The sequence below is a fragment of the Sinomonas atrocyanea genome (assembly GCF_001577305.1).
GTDB lineage: Bacteria > Actinomycetota > Actinomycetes > Actinomycetales > Micrococcaceae > Sinomonas > Sinomonas atrocyanea.
Genome location: NZ_CP014518.1, coordinates 965358 through 983758 on the forward strand (window position 1 = coordinate 965358; position 18401 = coordinate 983758).

Consider the following 18401-nt stretch of genomic DNA (forward strand, 5'->3'; position numbering starts at 1 on the left):
GGAGTACAGACCACGCTCGCCGTCGCGGGGCCCAGGCCCGATGCTGGGTGCATCGGGGCGCTGGTGGCTCGGCGGGACAGCACGGCCTGGCATCGCCCTGACTCTGCCGGGTCCTACCGGACCCCGGGGCGCAGCGGACGGCGCCGCTGCCGGTCCCAACCAACCGAAGGAGAGACACCATGAACCACAGGAGCAGAACCCTCAGCGCACTCGCAGCCGCCGGCCTCGCTGTGGCGTGCCTGGGCGCATCGCCGGCCCTGGCCTCCTCAGGCCACACTGTGAGCCTGACGACGACGCAGCACGGCACCTGGACCGAGTCCGGGGACACCGATTTCTGCACGAACGAGGCCATCAGTCCGACCATCACCGGCAACTCCGTGATGCACGTGACATATTTTCCGGCTGGCGACGAGGTCTGGGGAACCTTCACCACCGAGGGAACCGGCAGCTACGTCCAGCCCTCGACGGGCCTGGTCTACTCCGGGCGGGTGACGGTCTGGGGCAACTTCAATGTCAACGAGCAGAACCAGAACCAGACCTTCACCGCCACGTTCGACCTCACCGCGGTCGACTCCTCCGGGACGGTCCACACCGAAGTCGGCCACATCGTGGAGCACGTTGCCTACAACGCCGCCGATCCCACGTCCCCGATCGTCTCGTTCGGCAACTTCACCGGCACCTGCAGCTGACCCGCGTCCCCGATCCTCCTGCACGCGGCTTCAAAAGGAGACGTTCCCAAGGTGGGTCCTCGCCGTGTCGCCCGGTGGGCCTGCGCCACGCTCATTGTCCAGATCGGCAATGGGTCGGGGCTGGGGGCCTGTGCCACGGCGGCGAGGAACGCCTGGCTCGTTCCATCGAGTGCCGCGCGCAGGACCCTGCTCCCCAGCAGGCGGCTCGAGGGAGGTCCGACGGCGCAAGCCAGCAGCGCGCGCAGGGCGGTCGAGTGAAGCGGCTGGATGGCCGTCCGGCGTTCTTGCCTGCCGATCTTGCCCAAGTCTTGGAATTCGCAGAGGCAGTCCCATGTTCCGATCCGGTCGCCCGTGCTTGCCGAACTCGTCCCATTCCCGCTTGCTCATTGCGGCCGCAGCGACCGGGAGGATCTGGTCCTCCTCGTGGCCCAGGTGGGCGGTGAGTGCGGCCTGCACCCGGTCGAGGACCTCGGCGACCGCGACTCTGGCGGCCGGATCGGCGGTGCGCCGCCAGGTTTGCCAGGTCGGCCTCCAGTTCGCACAGGAGGGCTGCAACGGTCTCGTGCTGGGCCTTCATCTGCCCGACGCGGAGCGCCAGCATAGGAAAGCGGGGACGCCCTCCTCAAGGAACCTCCGCGCTCGGAGCGACCCCCTAGGCATATCGGACAGCCCCGGCACCCGGTTCCTCGTCCCGATGGCGACAGCCGGCCGACCCATCTCATCAAAGGAACCTTTGACCAGACGTACTCGGTTAAGAGACCCGGCAGGTTTGGAAAGGCTCCGGAAGTTGGTCGTCGCAGCTAGGGCTTGCATGTTTCGAGCGCCGTTGGAGACTAGCGCGGGCAGAATGGTCCTACTGGTTCGAGCATGGGGGAGCTATGCCACTGGCCGCGGTGTTGTCCGAGGAGCGCGTCGATGCAAGTCAGCTCGATGACGGCGCGTGGGAGGCTCTGCGCCAGCGATACAAGGCAGGGGAGACGCTCCTGATGCCTTGCGGGCAGCCAGGAGTTCCGCGAAGATCCAAGCTCGGCTTGAAGCACTTCGCCCACAAGCCCGGTCAAAACTGCCCGCTTCACTGGGACGAAACGCAGGAGCACCTCGAGCTGAAGGCCTTGCTGGCCAAAGCTGCCCGGGCCGCCGGCTGGGAGGCCACCCTCGAGTTTGCGGCTGATGACCGATCCTGGATCGCCGACGTCCTTGTCACAGACGGAAGCCGGAGGATCGCGCTTGAGGTCCAGTGGTCTCCGCAGTCGGAGGACGATTTCGTCCGTCGGCAGCGGCGCTACGCCGCGGCCGGCTTGGAATGTCTCTGGTTTGTCTCGTCCGGAAACGTTGACCACGCGGGCCAAGTGCCCGCCTTCGAGCTGAGGGGGGCCAGGGGAAGTTGGTCCCTGCACCTCATGACAGCGCTGGGTCACCGGACGGATGTGCCCCTGTGTGATGTCCTAGTGCACCTCCTTGCTGGCAACTACCGGGAGCCGATCGAGCCCTTTATCCAGGCCTACTCCGTGCAGGTCGCCATGGTGAAGTGCTGGAAAGATGCCTGCGCGCGGTGGCTGACGGTGTGGAGACTCGACGACGTACAAATCAAGACCCGCTGCGGTCTTGAAGGAACGTTGGAGGTGTTCTACGACCCTTTTGCAAGGCTGTTCCCGAAGCAGCGGTTGGAACAGGAGTTTGCGGCGGATGTTCTGCAATGGCTGGGACACCCAGAGGTCGATCTTCCACGGGTGGCTACGTTCGCCAGTAGGCACTCGAAGGCCGCCGACCGCACCTACCTCGCATATTGCTGCCCCCACTGTGGGGCGATGCAGGGCGATGTGCCGCTCAATGAAGCCGGTACCCGCTGGCGGACATTTGTCATCTGGAGACGACTAGCCCTGTCTATCGATCCCAAACTTCGTCGTCTCCAGCACCTCTGCTTAGACCGCGGCAAGGGCCAGTGCAACGAGTACGCTCCGAGCTCGACAAAGTCTTTCTTCCCCGGCGCGGGATACTCCTCAGTCCGGTTCCACACCGCACTGCTCACCGAAGAACTAGATCGTTTACCGCGCCGAGGAGGCCCGCGGAGCACTGAGTCGAAACAGGTCGAGAAGCAGTCATTCCCTCTCACCTCCTTCCAGATCAACGAGATGCTCAACCGAGGTCGGAATGCACGTTCATAGTGTTCGAGGGGTCGCTATGCGGTCGAGCGGTCGACGGTCGAAATTCTCGGAAAGTCCCAGGTCCAGTCGGCGAGGGAACACCGTGGGCCATGCAAGTTTGTCGGAGGGGAGGGATGCTCTGCGGTCATGACTCGCGCAAATACGTGGCCTCGTGACAACTACAGCGGCGTCGGCGGCGGCCTTTATACGGGGGTGGGCGGCGGCTTGTATACGGGGGTGGGCGGCGGAGCCTACAGCGGAGTCGACGGTGGGGCCTATACCGGGGTGGGCGGCGGAGCCTACACCGGGGTTGGTGGTGGCCTCTACACCGGGGTTGGTGGTGGCCTGTACACGGGCGTTGGTGGCGGTCTCTACAGCGGGGTGGGTGGCGGTCTCTACACCGGCCCTGGTGGTGGTCTCTACTCCGGCCCTGGCGGCGGTTTGTATACCCGGGCTTGCGACCGGCCCTACCGTAGTAATTGGCCGCCCGCCTACATTCTGTTGCCGTTTATGAGGCGAGCTGGCTTGGGAAGCTACGCGGATCTGCTCGAGAGGTATGGCTGGCGTTGACATAGCCATGTGAGCGGCCTCGGCGCAGGGCAGCTTGGGGGGGCGCTCCCTCCGGAAACTAAGCTGAATCCATGCCTCGTGAGTCGTACAACGTCCGTGTGCTGCGGACGAAGGCCGTAGCGTCCCTACGCACGGGAATCACGGCATTCAACGGTCTTGACAATGATGGCCGGGTGACCATCGTTCTGCTCTGCGTACAGCACGCTTTCGAGATGCTGCTGAAGGCAATACTGGATTTCAAGAAGGCGCGCGTCTTCGACAAGAAGAGCCAGAAGTCGATTTCGCTCGAGAACGCTGTGCGGCTGTGCCAGCAGCTCGATGGCGTGCAGCTCAGCGACGAGGAAGCAGGGACGATCCGAGTCCTAGACTCTCTCCGAGACGCGGAGCAGCACTGGCACATTGTGGTCGAGGAGGGACTCCTGTACCTGAACATCCGCGCGGCCGTCACGCTGTTCGATAGCCTGCTGGGGCGCGTGTTCGATGAGCGTCTGGCGGATCACCTTCCTCCACGAGTACTCCCAATCAGCTCAGAACCTCCGCAGAGCCTGGACCTACTAGTGGACCGCGAGTACGAGCGCATCGCAGGCTTGTTGAAGCCCGGGCGTAAGGCTTCAGCTGAGGCAATGGGGAGGATCAGGGCACTTCTGGCCACGGAGGCACTTGCAGATCCCGATGCAGCCGAGATCAGTGAGGCAGATGTTCGAAGAGTCGCTCGAGGCGTCAGAGAAGGAAAAGAGCGCCAGCAGGTCTTTCCCAAGTTGACTGGATTTTCCTCTGATGTGCAGGGCTCCGGGCTCACCGTGGAGGTGCGTCTGGTGAAGGCGGGAGGCCTGCCGGTGACATACACAACTGACCCCAACGCCGACGCTGCGGCCATTAGAACCGTGGACCTGGAGAAGAAGTTCTACATGGGTCCCAATGATCTAGCGGAGAGGGTCGGGATTGCTCGGAGTAGAGCTACAGCCCTTCGGCGGCACCTGGGTCTGGACGCCAATGACGATCACTACTCGCACAGATTCGTGTTTGGCGGCACAAGCCACATCAGGTACTCCGATAACGCGTTCCGGGCAATGAAGGACTCCGTAAAGAGGCTGGACCTAGAGCATGTCTGGGCGGCGCACCGGACTATCCCATACAACAAGCGGCACGAAATCGTTCCGCCAGCATGTGACCAGCCGGGGTGCGTAGTGAAATTCACAGAATAGGCCGACTCGTTGGCTCGCTGAACCTCCTGATGGATGCTGCTGCTCCGCAGTAGTACGGTCAGCTCGAGCACAGGAGATCGTAGAGCATCTCGAAATCTGGGATTCTCGAAAATTCTTTGAAACAGACCTGCCCCTCATCGAGGCCGCCGTCGAGCGGGCGGTCGACACGTCCGGGGAGGCGTCCGCGATGACCGTCCGCGGCGGCCGGTTCACGGCCCGGAGGGAGCGGCCGGGGCCGTGCAGGACTGGGCGGCGGTGAACTCGCGCCACGTGATGGATCCTTACGCGCGCCGACCTCGGCGTCCTCGCCGAGGTCGGCGGCCATGCGGTCGGGGCCCGGCTCATTGTCCCGTTCCCGGGACAGAAGTCCACCGCGCAGTTGAGCCTCGACGGTGTGCCGCGGACCTCGTTCGAGGTCGAGCGGGATGCTCTCTGATCAACGCCGACCTCTGGGCCATCCGCCCGCTCGAGAACCGCGTCGAGACCCTGCCCAGACTGGTCCAGCGGACTGCCGAGCGGGCGGCGGAGGCCGAGGGCAAGATCGCTGAGGCCGAGGCCGAGGCCATGCTGCGCCGGCCCTTCAAGCACATGGACGCCCTCGCGGGCGCCCGTGCTGAGGTGGAGCTGGTCGACGTGGCGATCGCCGCGGGCAGCGGACCGGCCGAGACCGCCGCTGCGGCAGAGCCGGACGGGCAGGATGAGGAGACACGTCGCCTCGCGGGGCTCGTGGCTTCCGACTTCCCGGCCGCAGCGCGGGGCGGCGGGGGACGCTCTGGAGACGGAGCGAACGGGTATGCCTCGGCCCAGCGGAGGGACCTCAGCCGGGGGGCTGTAGCCCCGGAGCCCGCACTGCTGAGGGGGCTGGGCACGGCCGCCTGACGCATCGGCTGGCGGTAGACGACGCCGACTGGCTCGATCAGATCGAAGTGGACCTGAATGGGACTTCCTGGGGACCACGGTCACCCCGGATGCGAACGTGGTCCGTGTCTTCGCGTCACTCCTGGTCAAGCGCGGTGCGGGGCAGGCCCGGTCGTCGATGCCCGGTTCAGGGGAATCGCGCGGGACGATGAATGGAGCCTCGTGGCGGCGGTTTGCGTACAGCAGCTAGCGCGTCAGTACGGGGGAAGCGTTGACTTCTTGCGAAAATTCGATATGTCGTCACACATGGGATGGGGAAAGCAGCCGGAACCGGCAGGCGCGGAGAACGTCGTCGTAGAATTCGACCACGGAGGACGTACCTACCGAACGGCAGTAGCATCAGTCGTGATTACGCCCTATTATTGGGCGAATCAACAGAGGAACATGACCTCGACCGAGAAGGACTTGATATCCGGTCAGCATATCCTAGTGGACTGGAGCAAGATCGGCGTGGTCCGAAAGGTAGAATAGCAGCAAGTGCTCCTTCGACTAGCTACGGCGTAAAGAGTGCTTGGTTGCTGAGGCACACCAATGTTGAGTCGGCTGGCTAAGATCAGTCAGCCCTCGTGGCCTCAGCGGCGCTCTATCGGTTCAGTTCGCTGCAATCAGAATTTTCGCGTAGCCCCTGCCGTAGCTTTCCTCGATCTTTCTCAAGAGATATTCGGGTTTGCCCAGGAACTAGTTGGAGCCATGCCGTGGCTTGTCCCAGCAGCGCTCTCGTCCCATGGAGCGAAGGAGTCTCAGCCTTTGGCAATAGAACTCCGAGCGTTCGTAGGATCCCAGGTCGCTCAAGCGCCTTAAGGTCGCAGGACTGGCAGATCTCTTCAAGGGACCAACCGAGGGCAAGCAGGTTTCCGTCCCGTGGAGCGTGGCCTAACCCAGATCTTAGGTATTGCCTGAGCCGGTCCTCAGGCTCTGCGAAGACTGACTCGACGAGTCGGTAGGGTATCCTGTTCATGGGTCTCTATTGGCGCTTCGCCCACGACCTGACGTGCGTGGCGAGGTGGGCCGGCGCCGCATACGTGTGCTTCATCATCCACGCGTTCTCCCGCATGATCGTGGGGTGGCGGGTCGCGTCGCACATGCGCGCCGAGATGGTTCTCGACGCGATCGAGATGGCTCGCTGGTCCCGTGGCCATCACCACGACGGCCTGCGATGCCACAGCGACGCGGGATCCCAGTTCACGTCGATTCGCTACGGCGAACGGCTCGCGGAGATCGGTGCGACCCCGTCGATCGGGACCGTCGGCGACAGCTATGACAATGCCCTGGCCGAGACGGTGAACGGGTACTACAAGGCCGAGTTGGTCCGTGGGCCCGCCCGCTCCGGGCCGTGGAAGACGGTCGAGGACCTCGAGCTCGCGACCCTCGGCTGGGTTCAATGGCACAACACCCAGCGGCTCCACGCCTACCTCGGCGACACCCCGCCCGCCGAGTTCGAGAACGCGTTCTATGCTGTCCGAACCGGCCGCGAACGGCTGGTCGGAATGAAATAGCGTGAGTCTCCATCAGCCCCAGTGCGCTTCAGGCCCTACAAGGGATGATTGCAGGACGGCGACGGCGGAAGGCTCAGCTTCCCCATCCGGGGTGCGCGCCTGCCGCGGGGGATGGCGTGCGAGCGCCGAACCACAGTGAAGCGCAGCTCCAACCGCCGATGGAAGTTCGTCTGGGATTGCTCGCAGCTCAGATTCGCCCGCTCCACCAGCGCTTGAGCTCTTCCCACCGGGTACGCGCTCTCGGCGGTGCCCAGTGCTCTCCGGCGAGGGTCGGCAGCGACGCAAGCCGCAGTACCCACTCAGGTGTTTCCTTGTTCTGCTTCCAGTCGGTGAGGACCCTCAGCCGCGCGGCCTGGATCTGCACCCTGAGTTCCTGGCGCGAGATCGTCTTGCGCGGCTGCTGGGCGTCGGGATCGGCCATGCCCCTATTGTGGCGGGACAGTGCGCGGGAGCGCCATGGTCGTGGAAGAGTGCGCGCTCGGCCGGGATGCAGTGGCCCTTGGGTCAGCGACGCACTGGCACCCTGGAGGTGTCGCCAGGTGGCTGGCGCCGCAGGCATCGCCCGATCCTGCCGACGACGACGGGCTGCCGCACCCGTTGGGGCTGTAGTTAGCCCCGCTCGGTGTCCCTCACCCGCCATTCTCCAGCCACCCTCGATCCCCGCCCTGCGCGGGGAGGGACTGTCTGCGTCTTCCTGCATGGCTTCCGCCGGGTCTTCGTCTCACGTCGGTCCGTGCCGGAACCGGGGTGGCGAGATCGCCCGCTGGTGGTCTGGGCCACGGAAGGCTCTCGGCGGTCGTCGTAGGCGCCCCACCGACGAGGTGGCTCCGCCCAAGGCTTATCGACAGGCAGCCCTGCGGACGCCCTCAGGCCGCTGCTGAGCCCGTGGATCTGGGCGGCCGTGTGTCGACAGCCAGCCGAATGGGGCGGGCAGTCCAGCTCGGGGGGACTGGGCTGTGGAGCCTCGACGCTGGTCTGGGTTCTCGGGCGACGGGGCCGAGCCCAGGGCTATGTGAGGAATGTCATATGACGAAATCCGTCGGCTCGAGCGGGTGCCCTTTGTGCCGCGCATCACGGTCCTTCACCGGCTTCTGCCCGGCGAAGAAAGCACATTCGTCAACCTAGATGGCGGTGGATTCCGGCGGCTCGAGCAGCTGGGGGGAGCGGAGACCGTGGTGGGGCGGCTCTGTGCGGCAGGACCTCTGGTTCCCCGCTGGGCCAAGCAGGCGAGCGTCAACCGTCCTGTCTCTTCCCTCGATCAGAAGTTGCGGGCCGGCCCGAGTGGTGTTGCAGAAGCGAGGCCGGCTTCCAGTGTTCCTGACGCCGATATTGACAGCCGCAGTGGATCGCTCCGAGCCCGAAATGCGGACCTGCGCGAAGGTGCGCCCCGGCCTCCTGGCCTCCTGCCGGCCGCAGTAGCCTCGATCCGCGGGACCTCTGTTTTGGACCGCGGACGTCCCCCATCGCCGCCAAAGAAGGGAACCCTGAACCCATGAGCCTGAGTGAATCCATCGACGGGCGTGGCCTGCAACCTGCCGACGCCGAGCCTCCCCGCGCGCCCGCTGCTCACGTCGCCGCATCCGGCCGCTCAGCCGTTCCCCATGATGCGTCAACGGCCGGCGCCGCGGTCACGGAGACCGAGGCCATCGGCCTCCGCAGGTCCGCCGCAGGCTCCGAGGACGAACTCTCCAGGAGCCAGGCGAGGGCGGCCGCCCGCACGTATCTGAGCCGGAAGGAGGTCAATCTTCCCCCAGAGGTGATCGAGCTCATCGTCGATAGCGCTGCCCATCCCAGCGAACTCGTGGACGCGCGGATCGGGAGCCACACCATCGGCACGGGACGGCTGATGGTCATCGAGTATGAAGCCCTCACGACCGCGCTCCTGCCCGGGGTCGACAATGACAGATGGCTGCCTGACGCGCTCTATGCAGCCGACCCTAGGGCGCGGGCCGAAGGCAGGACCCTTGCGATGCCGCAGCCCAGCCAACGGCACGCTGTCCTCGAGTACCCGGGGGATCCCGAGCAGATTCGCGAGTCCGTGGACCGGTCCGCCAAGAAGGCGTGGGATTCCAATCGCCAGACGCTCGGTGCCCAGTCGGTGGTGCTTCCCCTGACCATGGTCGCGGCGACGTTCCGCTCCGACGAAAGCCGATGCGCCTATGAACTCGTCGCGGTCGACGGCAACTCCCGGCTGGTCTCCGCCTATGCGTACAGCCGGCTTCGCGTGGCGCCGGGCGAGCCGGTCCTCGGGACGTCGGAAGTGGGGCTCCCGCTCAAGCCCTCGGCGCTGATGGCGATCCCTCTCAGCGAGCGGATTGAACTCGGGGCGCGGTTTGCCAGGGCTGCCCGCGAGCTCCTGGAGGAGCCGGACACAACACCCGAAGCCCGCAACACCGCAGCGGAGGTCCTGAGCGCGCTCACAGTGCCGGTCCGGGTCATTGTGGGCTACCAGAAAGATGGAGACGCTCAGGGAAGGGACGACTTCCGCAGCGCCGTCCGCGCGCTTCTCACGCACATGAACGTCGGTGTGAAGCCATTCGATGCGGCGGCGCGGGACGCCGTCATGGCCGAGGAGATCGTCACTAGCTTGCACCAAGAGGGACTCGTGGACCCCCACATGCGTGATGTGCTGATCGGCCGCGAGAATGTGGACTCGGGGATGCAGACCCTTGGACTCGACCCGACGCTCCCCGATCTGCGGTTCGCCCTTGTCATCCAGCAGCTCACCCGCAGCGACGCCGAGTTCAAGGCGCTCGTACTCTCCGAGCAGGGCAAGAAGCGCGGTCGCATGCTCAAGCAACGCAACGGTCCCGTCGTCGACCTCGGGCTCCGCTCGTACTCAGCCAGAGGCCCTGAGGCGACCACATCGGCCCGTACAGCGTTGACTTCGGGATGCCTGTGGGCGGAACTAGTCGACGAGCCGTGGGAAGTCCAGAACGTCAACACGGACGCGGAGGTCGACAAGCTGCTGGCGGGGGCAGACGAGGATGACGACGGGAGCAAGGATCGCCTACTCCTGGGGGTACTCGGGATGGTCTCTTTGGTCATGAGCGGTCACCTCCTGGCAGCTGCAGGCTCCGCTGAAGCCATTACGGGGACCAAGATCGCTCGCACGAACGTCGGCGGGATCATCAGAGCGCTCCTTGGGAAGAGCGAAGGGCGCCAGCTCTTGGCGGACTCGATCAAGCGGTCGAGGGCCGACAAACCGCCTCGCTGGTGGGACAGTGCCAAGGGCGAACTCATCGAGCGGACATGGGCGGGCTCCGACTACAACGCCCATCTACGCGCGGCCGTGCGGAACGGCTTCGGCCCCAAGGGCGAGCACGAAGACGGGGAGAAGAAGTCGGGCGCGGAATGCGAAGCCGAGAAGCTGACTACGGTCCAGGAGAAGGTCCGAGAGGCCTATGACGAGTTGCAGGATCTCCTGTCGTTTCGTGAAGCGAATTGCACAGCGGACCCCCTGCCTTGGACCGAGACCGAGGCGACGTTCACCTTGTTACGCCGCCTGCTGGAGGGCCTAGGAGGGATCTCCGAACCGGATCCCGAGCCCCGATGAGGGTTCCCGTCTGGGAAGGAGTCGTCGAGATGACGCCCGAGCGCTACGAAGCTCTCGCCGGTCTCGCCGGCTCCTGGCTCGAGGAGCGCAGATGCGCTCCGCTGGACCTCGATGAGGACAGCGGCCGCGAGGAGCGCGCCGTGTACGTCGTCGTCAACCACGACGGCGACGCCTGCTACTGCGGCAGGACGCGCCCAACCCGGTCCCTGAGACGAGGGGCCGCGGCCACGCGGCTCCGACAGCACACTGCAGGCGCTGGTTCGAAACGGGAGGAGTGGAGGGCTTATTGGGTTTTGCCCCTCCGTCCCAGCACACCAGATCCGATCGTCGACGCACTCGAGAGAACTGTCGCCGCACGGCTCGGGCTACCCCTGCAGAACCGTCGGTGGAGAAGGTGATGCGACCCGCTCAAGAGAGTCCGGCCACCCCCGGGCTCGGCCAAACGTCCCTCGTGCCGTCGGAACGGCTCCGACGAAACGCGGGCCTGCGTTGTCCGCGGCCAGGCCCGACTGGCAGCCGGACATCTCGGGGACGCGGACCGTGACGAGCGCGGATCGACGATCGACCAGCGAACGCAACGAGGATTCTTGGGGCGGGACAGTGGGCGCCCCAGCAGCATGAATAGGTGACGCGATGCCTGGGACCGTCTCGGCAATGGCGCCACCCGCGGGGCGCCTTTAGTCCGGACCACCTCGTGCGAATTCTGGCATGTTCATCCACCCCCCTCTAACCCCCAATATTGGGGGTACTTCTAGCTACCCCTCGGGCCCTCTCTGTCTTGGTACCCCCTGCAGTTCATTCCCAGCTGTGCTGTCACTCGTTCCTCCCTCCGCTCATCCGGGATTGATCTACTGTGTGTACCGGCGAGTCGGTCCCTGCGCCCCTTGTCCACTCCGGTGCATCGGTTCCCGTGCACATGCCCCTGTTCGTTCCTCACTGGAACATGAGCTCGGGCTCCATGCATCTGCGTGTCCTGCGTGGCTCCGGGTCCTTGTCGTTCGGGCCGTCTCGGCTGTCGTTCCGGTCGCTTCGCGACCTGCACTGGCCTCGGCGTAGTCACGTGGGTGTGTGCCTGCTGTAGGCGATCCACAGTGTGTGAGTGGGTCCAGCGCTATGGCCTCTGGAGTCACCGTTTCCCCGCCCGGTACAGGTACTGCCGCTCTCTTCCTCAGCTGTCCTATGGACGCGTGCAGCATGGTCCAGCATGGAGCGCACTGTTCCGTTTCCTCAACCGATAGGTGTACGGCCTTGTGTGTACCTGCCGCTGATCCCGTCCTGCTCCACTGCGTTCCCTTCTGCGCCTGTTCCTCCACGGGGCGGGCTGGTCATCTCGATGCCGCAGGCATGCGCGTGGCCCATCCGGCTTTCATCAGCAGAGGGCCGTGTGTGTACCGGCCGGTGACCACGTGGACCGCACAGAAGGTTCGGTGCCGACGCGGGGAGTCGGAATGGTCATGGGCTTGGCGCGTAAGGAGCGCAGCGACTGGAGTGGCAGGACCGTGACCATGGAGACGGTGGACCCACCCGGGAGCGGAGGTGGAATGGGGCCGGAGTCATGGATGGGAGGGAGTGGAGCGAAGCGGAAGGACCGGAGAGCCGTGACGGAGGAGCCATGGAACCGGAGCGGGTGCAGGTGAGCCAGCAGCGTGTGGTGACTGTGAGTGCTTGTTGTGTGAGTGCTCGGTCGTGGCTGCGTGAATGCGTGATGGCTGTCGGTCGTGGCTGCGTGAATGCGTGATGGCTGTCCGTCGTGGCTGCATGACTTCTTTCATGCTTGATGAATCCCGTGTGTGGGTTTCGCGTGCAGTAGCGCCCGTGTGTGTGAGCGTCCAGTCCGGTGCATCGCTCGTATTGTCCTCGTCATCCCCGCTGCGCTTGCTTGTCGATCAACGGCCCGTCGTACTCCGGGCACGAACGCCTGCTCGTGCTTGCCCCACAGGTGCAGGCCGTCGCCCATGGTGTGTACCGGCTGGGGGAGCACGCTGCACCATGCCGGAATCAGACCGCTCCCACTTCGACACGGTTCCCCTGCAGTGCCCGGGGGTGAAGGCGCTCCTTCCTGAGGCAGGTGCCGGTGTGCCAGCACAGGGGGGAGAGTGATGACGGGTGGAGAGCAGTCTGCAGCCTGGGTGGACCGTCAGGGTTGCAGGTGCGGGGGATCAGGTGGCGGGTCAGTGGAGGTGCTGGGCCACAGAGGGGAGCGAGCGAAGCGAGCGGGCTTCCCCGTCATCATGATCACCGGCCTCGTCATCATGATGATCCGCACACACGGGACTCGACTCTGGACGGGAGGGAGCGAGTGAAGCGAGCGGGGAATGGATCTCAGCGCAGTGTCGGGGAAGAAAGGGGTTGCGTCGGAAAGAGGACCACGGGGACGTCTCACTACAGCTGGTGTGAGAGCGGCCGGGTTCTTTCCGACGCTGGGGGCGATCCGGGCGATGGGGCGGCGGCGCCTCGCGGCGGGCACTGGGGCGGCGGCGCGCGCGGCTCGGATCATGCAGTGGACGGGGGAGCCGGGGCTGCCGTGGTGGCAGTGGGGGGGAGCCTGGTCCGGTGAAGTGCCGCGGTGGCAGAAACGAGTCGGGCCACCGCGGCTGGTGATCGCGGTGGCCCGACTCATGTGAGGGTGGTGGTTGCGCTCGCTGCTCCTCGTCGGCGGTGACTGATCAGGTGTCAGCGCCGATCTCGTCGCAGCCAGCGCACAGGGGCGGTGGTCGGCGGGGCGCGGCGCGCGGAGGGCATGAGGACCTTGGGGCGAGGCCGCGACCGCGGTCGGAGTCAGCCGTCGGCGATCGCTGGTGTGTCCGAGTCGAGCCATGCGATGGGGCGGCACCTGTCTTCGCTGGTGCAGAGGGCCCACCGGCTCCCGACAGCTGGAGTGTCCGTGGAGCCAGCGTTCAGCGGCGCTCGGGTTCCACGGTCCGCCAGAGCACTGACTCGGCGAACTGCGCGAGCTTCTCCCCGCCCGCGGTGACGTAGTCGGCTCGATTGAACACCCCGGTCGCGTCGCCCTGCCCGATCATGTTCATCCAGTTGCGGAACTCCCCGGCGAGCATGCGCCCCTCGGTGCTGCGGTCCCTGGCGACGAGTTCGAGGGCGTGGCGTGCGACCTCTGGCCAGTGGGGGATCGCGCGTACTCCCTCGGGGAGGCGGACGCGGTCGAGCCGGTAGCCGCGGAACTCGACGTTGGCGAACGTCGCCTGTGCGAAGTCCACGTCCCTGAGGGGGTCGGCGGTCGCCTCGCCGCGGAGCGTGCGCCCGTCGAACATCACGTCGCGCAGTGGTCCGGTGAAACACGACCCGGTCGAGGGTGGTGTGGAGGAACTGGGCTGAGTCGAGTCGGGCCGTCTTGAAGGTGCACCTGCGGATCAGTGCCGCGGTCCAGAGGGTCTCGGTGAGGTTCGCGTCGTCGAGGGTGACGTCCTCCCAGTGGTTGCCTCGCCGCGCGTGCCAGGTGCCGAGGGCGGAGCCGGTGAAGTCCGTGCCCCGGAAGGAGCTGTTCTCGATGCGGCTGCTCCAGAGTCCCCAGTGTGGGCACTGCGCGCCGTCGATGACGCAGTCGCGGAGCTGGGCGCCGGTGGCCCTGAGGGCTGGGACGGCGGCGCCGCTGAGGTCCAGTGCGGTCCACCTGAGGCCCTTGACGGGTTCAGCGGGGAGCTGCCTGAGCGGGAGCCCGCGGAGGTCGGCCCGGCCACTGTGGCTGCGGACCCACCGTGGTCGCTGCCCGCCGTGCAGCAGCCACGACTTCGCCTCCGTGGCGTACGCCTTGCCCTCGTCGGACTCCCAGCGGGTGCGGAGCGCCGGGTCGATCACCGTGCCCATGGCGCTGATCCTGACACGGGCCCGGGGCGGGGGCCAGAGTCGGAGGGCTGCGGCTGAGCAGTCCACTCCGGGGCCGTCGGCGGGCGTGCTCCGGTCAGCGGTACGGGTTCTGCGAGCTGCGGCCGCCGCCATTGTCGTCCCTGCCGACCTCGCAGTACGTGGAGAGGTCCGAGTCGGCGAAGTAGGCGAGTGCCACACTCGGGCACGCGGTGTCCGTGTACCAGTACTGGATGACTTCGAGCTCGTCGGGGGCGAGGTGCCGCTCGGAGCAGTTGAGTGAGGCGCCGAGGGCGATGACCAACTCGTCGGCCCTCGGCTTCCCCGGGACGGCGGACTGAGTGCAGTCCCCGAGCGTGTCCTCGTAGCGATCCCTGCCCTCCTTGTCGAGAGCCCGGACGTCCGGGAGGCTCACGGTGTGGACGCGGACCGGGGCGGTGGTCCCGTTCGTGACCGAGCCGTGCACGACGACGGTGTAGGAGGGATCCCACAGCGGATCGACGGTGGCGTCCACGCGGTCCACTCGGGCGGTGATCTTCCCGGTGGGGCACGCAGGACGCGTCCACGCCGGGCCCGGGAGCGGGCGCGGCTGGTGGGGCGCTGGCACTGGCGCCGGGGGCATGGTCACCGGCGCGGCTGTGCCGATAGGGAGGTCCGGCGTGGCCGGGGAGGCGCCAGCGGCTGCACGGGAGTGCGTCTGGAGGACCCCTGTGTCCAGAGTCGGCGCGGGGGAGCTGCTCGTGGCTGCCGGGCTTACGGCGGCGGAGAGGGTGGGAGTGGGCTGCGAGGTGCGGTCGGCCAGCTGCGGTCGGGAACTGAGCGCGGCCATCGTGGCGGCGAGTCCGATGATGGCGGCTGCTGCGGCGGCGAGGATGAGCCGGCCCAGACGCTTGCCTGCCTTGTCCCCCATGAGTCAGGTCATAGGAGGCCCTGGATGGAGGGGCCGACTGTGTCGGCGCATGCCATGACGGGTGGTGGTTGCGCTCGCTGCTCCGTGACCGGGCGGTGATGGGTGGATCGTCATTGCCGGTTTCGTCCCAGTGGTCACAGCCGGTCTCGTCGCCGCCAGCGCTCGCGTGATGGCCGCTGGCGGCAGCCCGCGGTGCTCAATGGCCCTCGGGGGTCATTCGAGGTGGAACTCGACCCGGTACTTCATGAACCGGATGTTCTGCGCGACGCTTAGCGCCCGGCGGATTCGAGGATCGTCTTCCCGGCCGATGATGATGCCCTCGACGGACTGGAATGATCGTGAAGAGGTCGTGGTAACCCGCCCGAACGGGAAGAACGTCGTGATCGTGTCCCAGGCCGAGTACTCGTCACTTATGGAGACGGCATACCTCCTGAGCAACCCCAGGAATGCCGCGCGGCTCTTGTCGTCCATCGAGAGCCTCAAGCCATACCGTCACTGAGCTTCGCGCAGCTGGTCGTGGCTCAGAGCCCGACGGGGACAGTTCTTCTGCCTATCGCTCTGGCTGCGAAGCACAGTGTGTACCGGCTTGCTGCCTGGAGCCAGGACAACCGCCTCCTCCTCACCGACAACGGACGTCCCTTCGGGGTAGTTGATTCGGCGAAGAGGCTGGGCGCGGACGTGCAGCGGATGTGCGAAGCAGGTAGCGCTGTCTTGGAGTTCGCGGTGCGTCGGGCGGGCGAGCGGTCTGAGGGTTTCGGCCTAGAAGACGTGTGCGGCAAGCTAGGGACCGACCCCGAAAGGGTCCGACTGCGGTCCGCTGCTCGCCGGGCCGCACCGGAAGAGGAGATCTCCATGAACTTTTCGTCACCTGCGCCCCTTGCTCTTGGCCACGCCGTGGACGACGAGCCGCGGCCGTCAGTGTCCGGCCGGCTCGGACGGCATGATCCACGGAATGTCGAGAAGGTCGATGGCCGCGGACGTTCCCAGCGCACTCGGGAAGCAACTTGGTCCGAGAGCGCCTGGAGCGTTGGGACGATGCCGCGGGGAGCGCTGTGAAGGGCCCCGTGTCCGTCCAGTTCTGGGCCAAGCACAAGAGACTGCCAGCAGAGCAGCAGATTCAGGCATTCATCTTTGTGCCCGACCCGGAGGGCGTGAGTATGTCGGCCATCGGGGGCAGGTACGACGGTGCTTCGGTCCTGTATGAGTTTGACGTGTCGGTCCTGGGCGACTGCGGCGCGCCCCTGGAGACGGTGCACGAGTGGGCGGTCTCGGTGATGAACTTCCTCTTCCAGCAGGACCAGACAGCTACCGACGGCTTCACCGACCCCCAGCTGTTCGCTGCGGCGTATCGCACGGGGAAACTGGGCGCGAAGGCCGAGGATGTGCCGCAAGCGTTCAGGGGATTCGCCTCGTTGAGGCAGGCTCTGCACGTGGTCCAAGGCGGCGCAGGCTCCTTGGCCGGAGGCGCCCTGTGATGGCCGATGAGGAGGCAGCTGAATGGGAGAAGCGGCGGACGTGGAGCACACCTTCACCGAGGATGAGGCGCAGGAAGACCTGGGCGAGCTGATCCGCAGAGTCCACGAGGACGGCTCAGTCGTCTGCATCGTCTCCGGCCGCGGCACGGCGGTGCTGATGAGCTCGTCGGAGCTGGAAGCGCTGGGGGGCGGCGTAAGTATGATCGAGGAGATCGCACGCCGCTTGCGCACGAAGAAGAGGACGGCCGAGCAGGGCGTGCACGGGGCAGAGGGCGACAGCGGCGGCGCGAAGACGCGGCTTACCGCAAGGGTGTTGCGCGACGGCGCTCACTGGTACGTGTCAGTGCCGCAGATCCCGGGGTTGGTGACACAGGCGCGCATGCTCGGCGAGGTCGCCGAGATGGTGGCGGACCAAGCAGCCTCACGGACAGGCCGTCCCGAGTCCGATTTCGAGATCGCGATCGACCTGCTCGATCTTGCGGCCGCGATCGCACCCGACCGGGAGGAGGCCGACTGGGCCAAGCCGCGAACGCCCATCCATCCGGGGAGAGTCCTCTCGCAAGACTTCCTCGACGCGCTGGGGCTCTCGCAGGAACAGCTCGCCCGGGCGACTGGCCTGCCAGAGGCATGGATCGCGGAGTTCGTGAGCGGCAGCGCGCCTCTCACGGCCGACGCGGCCCTGCGCCTCTCCCGCGCCTTCGAGCTCAGCGACCGATACTGGATGGATCTCCAAGCCGACTACGAGCTCGTGCTCGCCCGTCGGGCCAGCCCGATGGCCCTATCCCACGTCCTGTCTCTGGTCCCCCGGCATGGATAGCGGGGACGCAGGCCAGCACTGAGCCGTGCCGCCCAAGCATGCCGGGAAAAGTGAGTGGCAGCTCACGGCGTCGAGGGCAGCACGGGCCGAGGTGCATTAGGCAAAGCCGAGGCCGTTGTTCCATACTTCGAGCGGGCACAGGCCTTCGTCACCAAGCAGAAGGTCACCACCGGATCGAGCATCCCCCAGCAACTCGCCAAGAACATCTTCCTCACACCGGGCCAGACGACAGGACGGAAGACCATCGAGGCGGTGCTGGCCGAGGAGATCGCGCGCCCGCTGCCGCGGGCCCGCACCGCAGAGCTCTACCTCAACTACGCCCAGCTCACCCCGCACCTCTACGGGATCTGCGCCGCGAGCTGGTACTACTTCGACGAGCCGCCGTGGCACATGAGCTTGGAGCAGGCCTCCGATCTCACCGGCCTCCTCACCGCCCCCGAGTACGCCAGACGCGCCGCCGACGGGGGCGTTGACGTCGGGGACTCCTCCGCCAAGCTCACCAAAGACGAGGTCAGCTACGCGAAGTCCTTCGTGCAGCAGCAGTACGGCAAGCACGGCGGGGTGGAAGCCGCTCCTCGCCACCATCGGCACCACGTCCCCGGCAAGCGCCCGCGCAGGCGCCCAGAAACAGGCCGATGGGTGCTCGACGATGCCCGATGCCGTCCGCGGCCGCCTCCATACCGAAGGGGGTGAAGGTCTGACGGCGTGGAAGGGCTGCGGGCCCTTCTTCCCCTCGCACTATCGTGCATTCTCGGTGTTGCGTGTCCTTCGGCTCTCCTGCTCGCAGCCTTGCCTCCGCTGC

At 66.3% G+C, this 18401-nt stretch carries 13 protein-coding genes and 1 pseudogene; 11 read left to right on the forward strand and 3 right to left on the reverse strand.

The features are described from left to right. Positions 1 to 179: 179 nt before the first annotated feature. The 5 genes and pseudogenes from SA2016_RS04600 to SA2016_RS04620 all read left to right on the forward strand — a co-directional run. Positions 180 to 689 carry a hypothetical protein gene (locus SA2016_RS04600; RefSeq protein WP_066495847.1) on the forward strand — a complete coding sequence of 170 codons (510 nt, stop codon included), beginning with the start codon at positions 180 to 182 and terminating at the stop codon, positions 687 to 689. Between the two features lie 878 nt (positions 690 to 1567). Further along, a complete protein-coding gene (locus SA2016_RS04605; protein ID WP_066495849.1) occupies positions 1568 to 2854 on the forward strand; it encodes a competence protein CoiA in 1287 nt (428 codons plus the stop codon). Positions 2855 to 3576: 722 nt separating this feature from the next. Further along, positions 3577 to 4608, forward strand: a complete 1032-nt coding sequence (locus tag SA2016_RS04610) for a DUF8611 domain-containing protein (RefSeq protein ID WP_218030590.1) — start codon at positions 3577 to 3579, stop codon at positions 4606 to 4608. Between the two features lie 564 nt (positions 4609 to 5172). After that, complete coding sequence (locus SA2016_RS04615; RefSeq protein WP_066495854.1) at positions 5173 to 5487, forward strand: hypothetical protein; 315 nt, start codon at positions 5173 to 5175, stop codon at positions 5485 to 5487. Between the two features lie 1022 nt (positions 5488 to 6509). Beyond that, positions 6510 to 7022: pseudogene (locus SA2016_RS04620) on the forward strand (IS3 family transposase); the annotation flags it as partial. A 187-nt stretch (positions 7023 to 7209) separates the two neighbouring features. Here SA2016_RS04620 and SA2016_RS04625 read toward each other — a convergent pair. Continuing rightward, on the reverse strand, positions 7210 to 7443 hold the full coding sequence (locus tag SA2016_RS04625) for a hypothetical protein (RefSeq protein ID WP_066495864.1): 234 nt from the start codon (positions 7441 to 7443) through the stop codon (positions 7210 to 7212). Positions 7444 to 8514: 1071 nt separating this feature from the next. Between SA2016_RS04625 and SA2016_RS04630 the strand changes: the two genes are divergently transcribed. Together SA2016_RS04630 and SA2016_RS20735 are read left to right on the forward strand one after the other, a co-directional pair. Beyond that, the gene (locus SA2016_RS04630) at positions 8515 to 10578 is read left to right on the forward strand and encodes a hypothetical protein (protein ID WP_066495866.1); all 2064 of its coding nucleotides are present in this window, start codon (positions 8515 to 8517) and stop codon (positions 10576 to 10578) included. A 29-nt stretch (positions 10579 to 10607) separates the two neighbouring features. Then, positions 10608 to 10976 carry a hypothetical protein gene (locus tag SA2016_RS20735; RefSeq protein WP_218030589.1) on the forward strand — a complete coding sequence of 123 codons (369 nt, stop codon included), beginning with the start codon at positions 10608 to 10610 and terminating at the stop codon, positions 10974 to 10976. 2499 nt (positions 10977 to 13475) lie between these two features. Here the strand turns inward: SA2016_RS20735 and SA2016_RS04635 are convergent. Continuing rightward, positions 13476 to 13850: a hypothetical protein gene (locus tag SA2016_RS04635; RefSeq protein WP_141305503.1), complete on the reverse strand. Its 375-nt coding sequence runs from the start codon at positions 13848 to 13850 to the stop codon at positions 13476 to 13478. A gap of 644 nt (positions 13851 to 14494) precedes the next feature. Beyond that, entirely contained in the window at positions 14495 to 15307 is an 813-nt protein-coding gene (locus tag SA2016_RS04640; RefSeq protein WP_066495870.1) for a RodZ family helix-turn-helix domain-containing protein, read from the reverse strand. A 313-nt stretch (positions 15308 to 15620) separates the two neighbouring features. Here SA2016_RS04640 and SA2016_RS20740 point away from each other — a divergent pair, with 313 nt between their 5' ends. From SA2016_RS20740 to SA2016_RS04660, 4 genes are all read left to right on the forward strand, one after another. Continuing rightward, positions 15621 to 15806: a type II toxin-antitoxin system Phd/YefM family antitoxin gene (locus tag SA2016_RS20740; RefSeq protein WP_229710748.1), complete on the forward strand. Its 186-nt coding sequence runs from the start codon at positions 15621 to 15623 to the stop codon at positions 15804 to 15806. A gap of 565 nt (positions 15807 to 16371) precedes the next feature. Further along, positions 16372 to 16782, forward strand: a complete 411-nt coding sequence (locus tag SA2016_RS04650; protein ID WP_066495880.1) for a hypothetical protein — start codon at positions 16372 to 16374, stop codon at positions 16780 to 16782. Between the two features lie 40 nt (positions 16783 to 16822). Then, entirely contained in the window at positions 16823 to 17599 is a 777-nt protein-coding gene (locus SA2016_RS20745) for a HigA family addiction module antitoxin (RefSeq protein ID WP_169803049.1), read from the forward strand. 54 nt (positions 17600 to 17653) lie between these two features. Further along, positions 17654 to 18292 (forward strand): transglycosylase domain-containing protein, encoded by a 639-nt coding sequence (locus SA2016_RS04660; RefSeq protein ID WP_066495881.1) that lies wholly within the window; start codon positions 17654 to 17656, stop codon positions 18290 to 18292. The last annotated feature ends 109 nt before the right edge of the window (positions 18293 to 18401 follow it).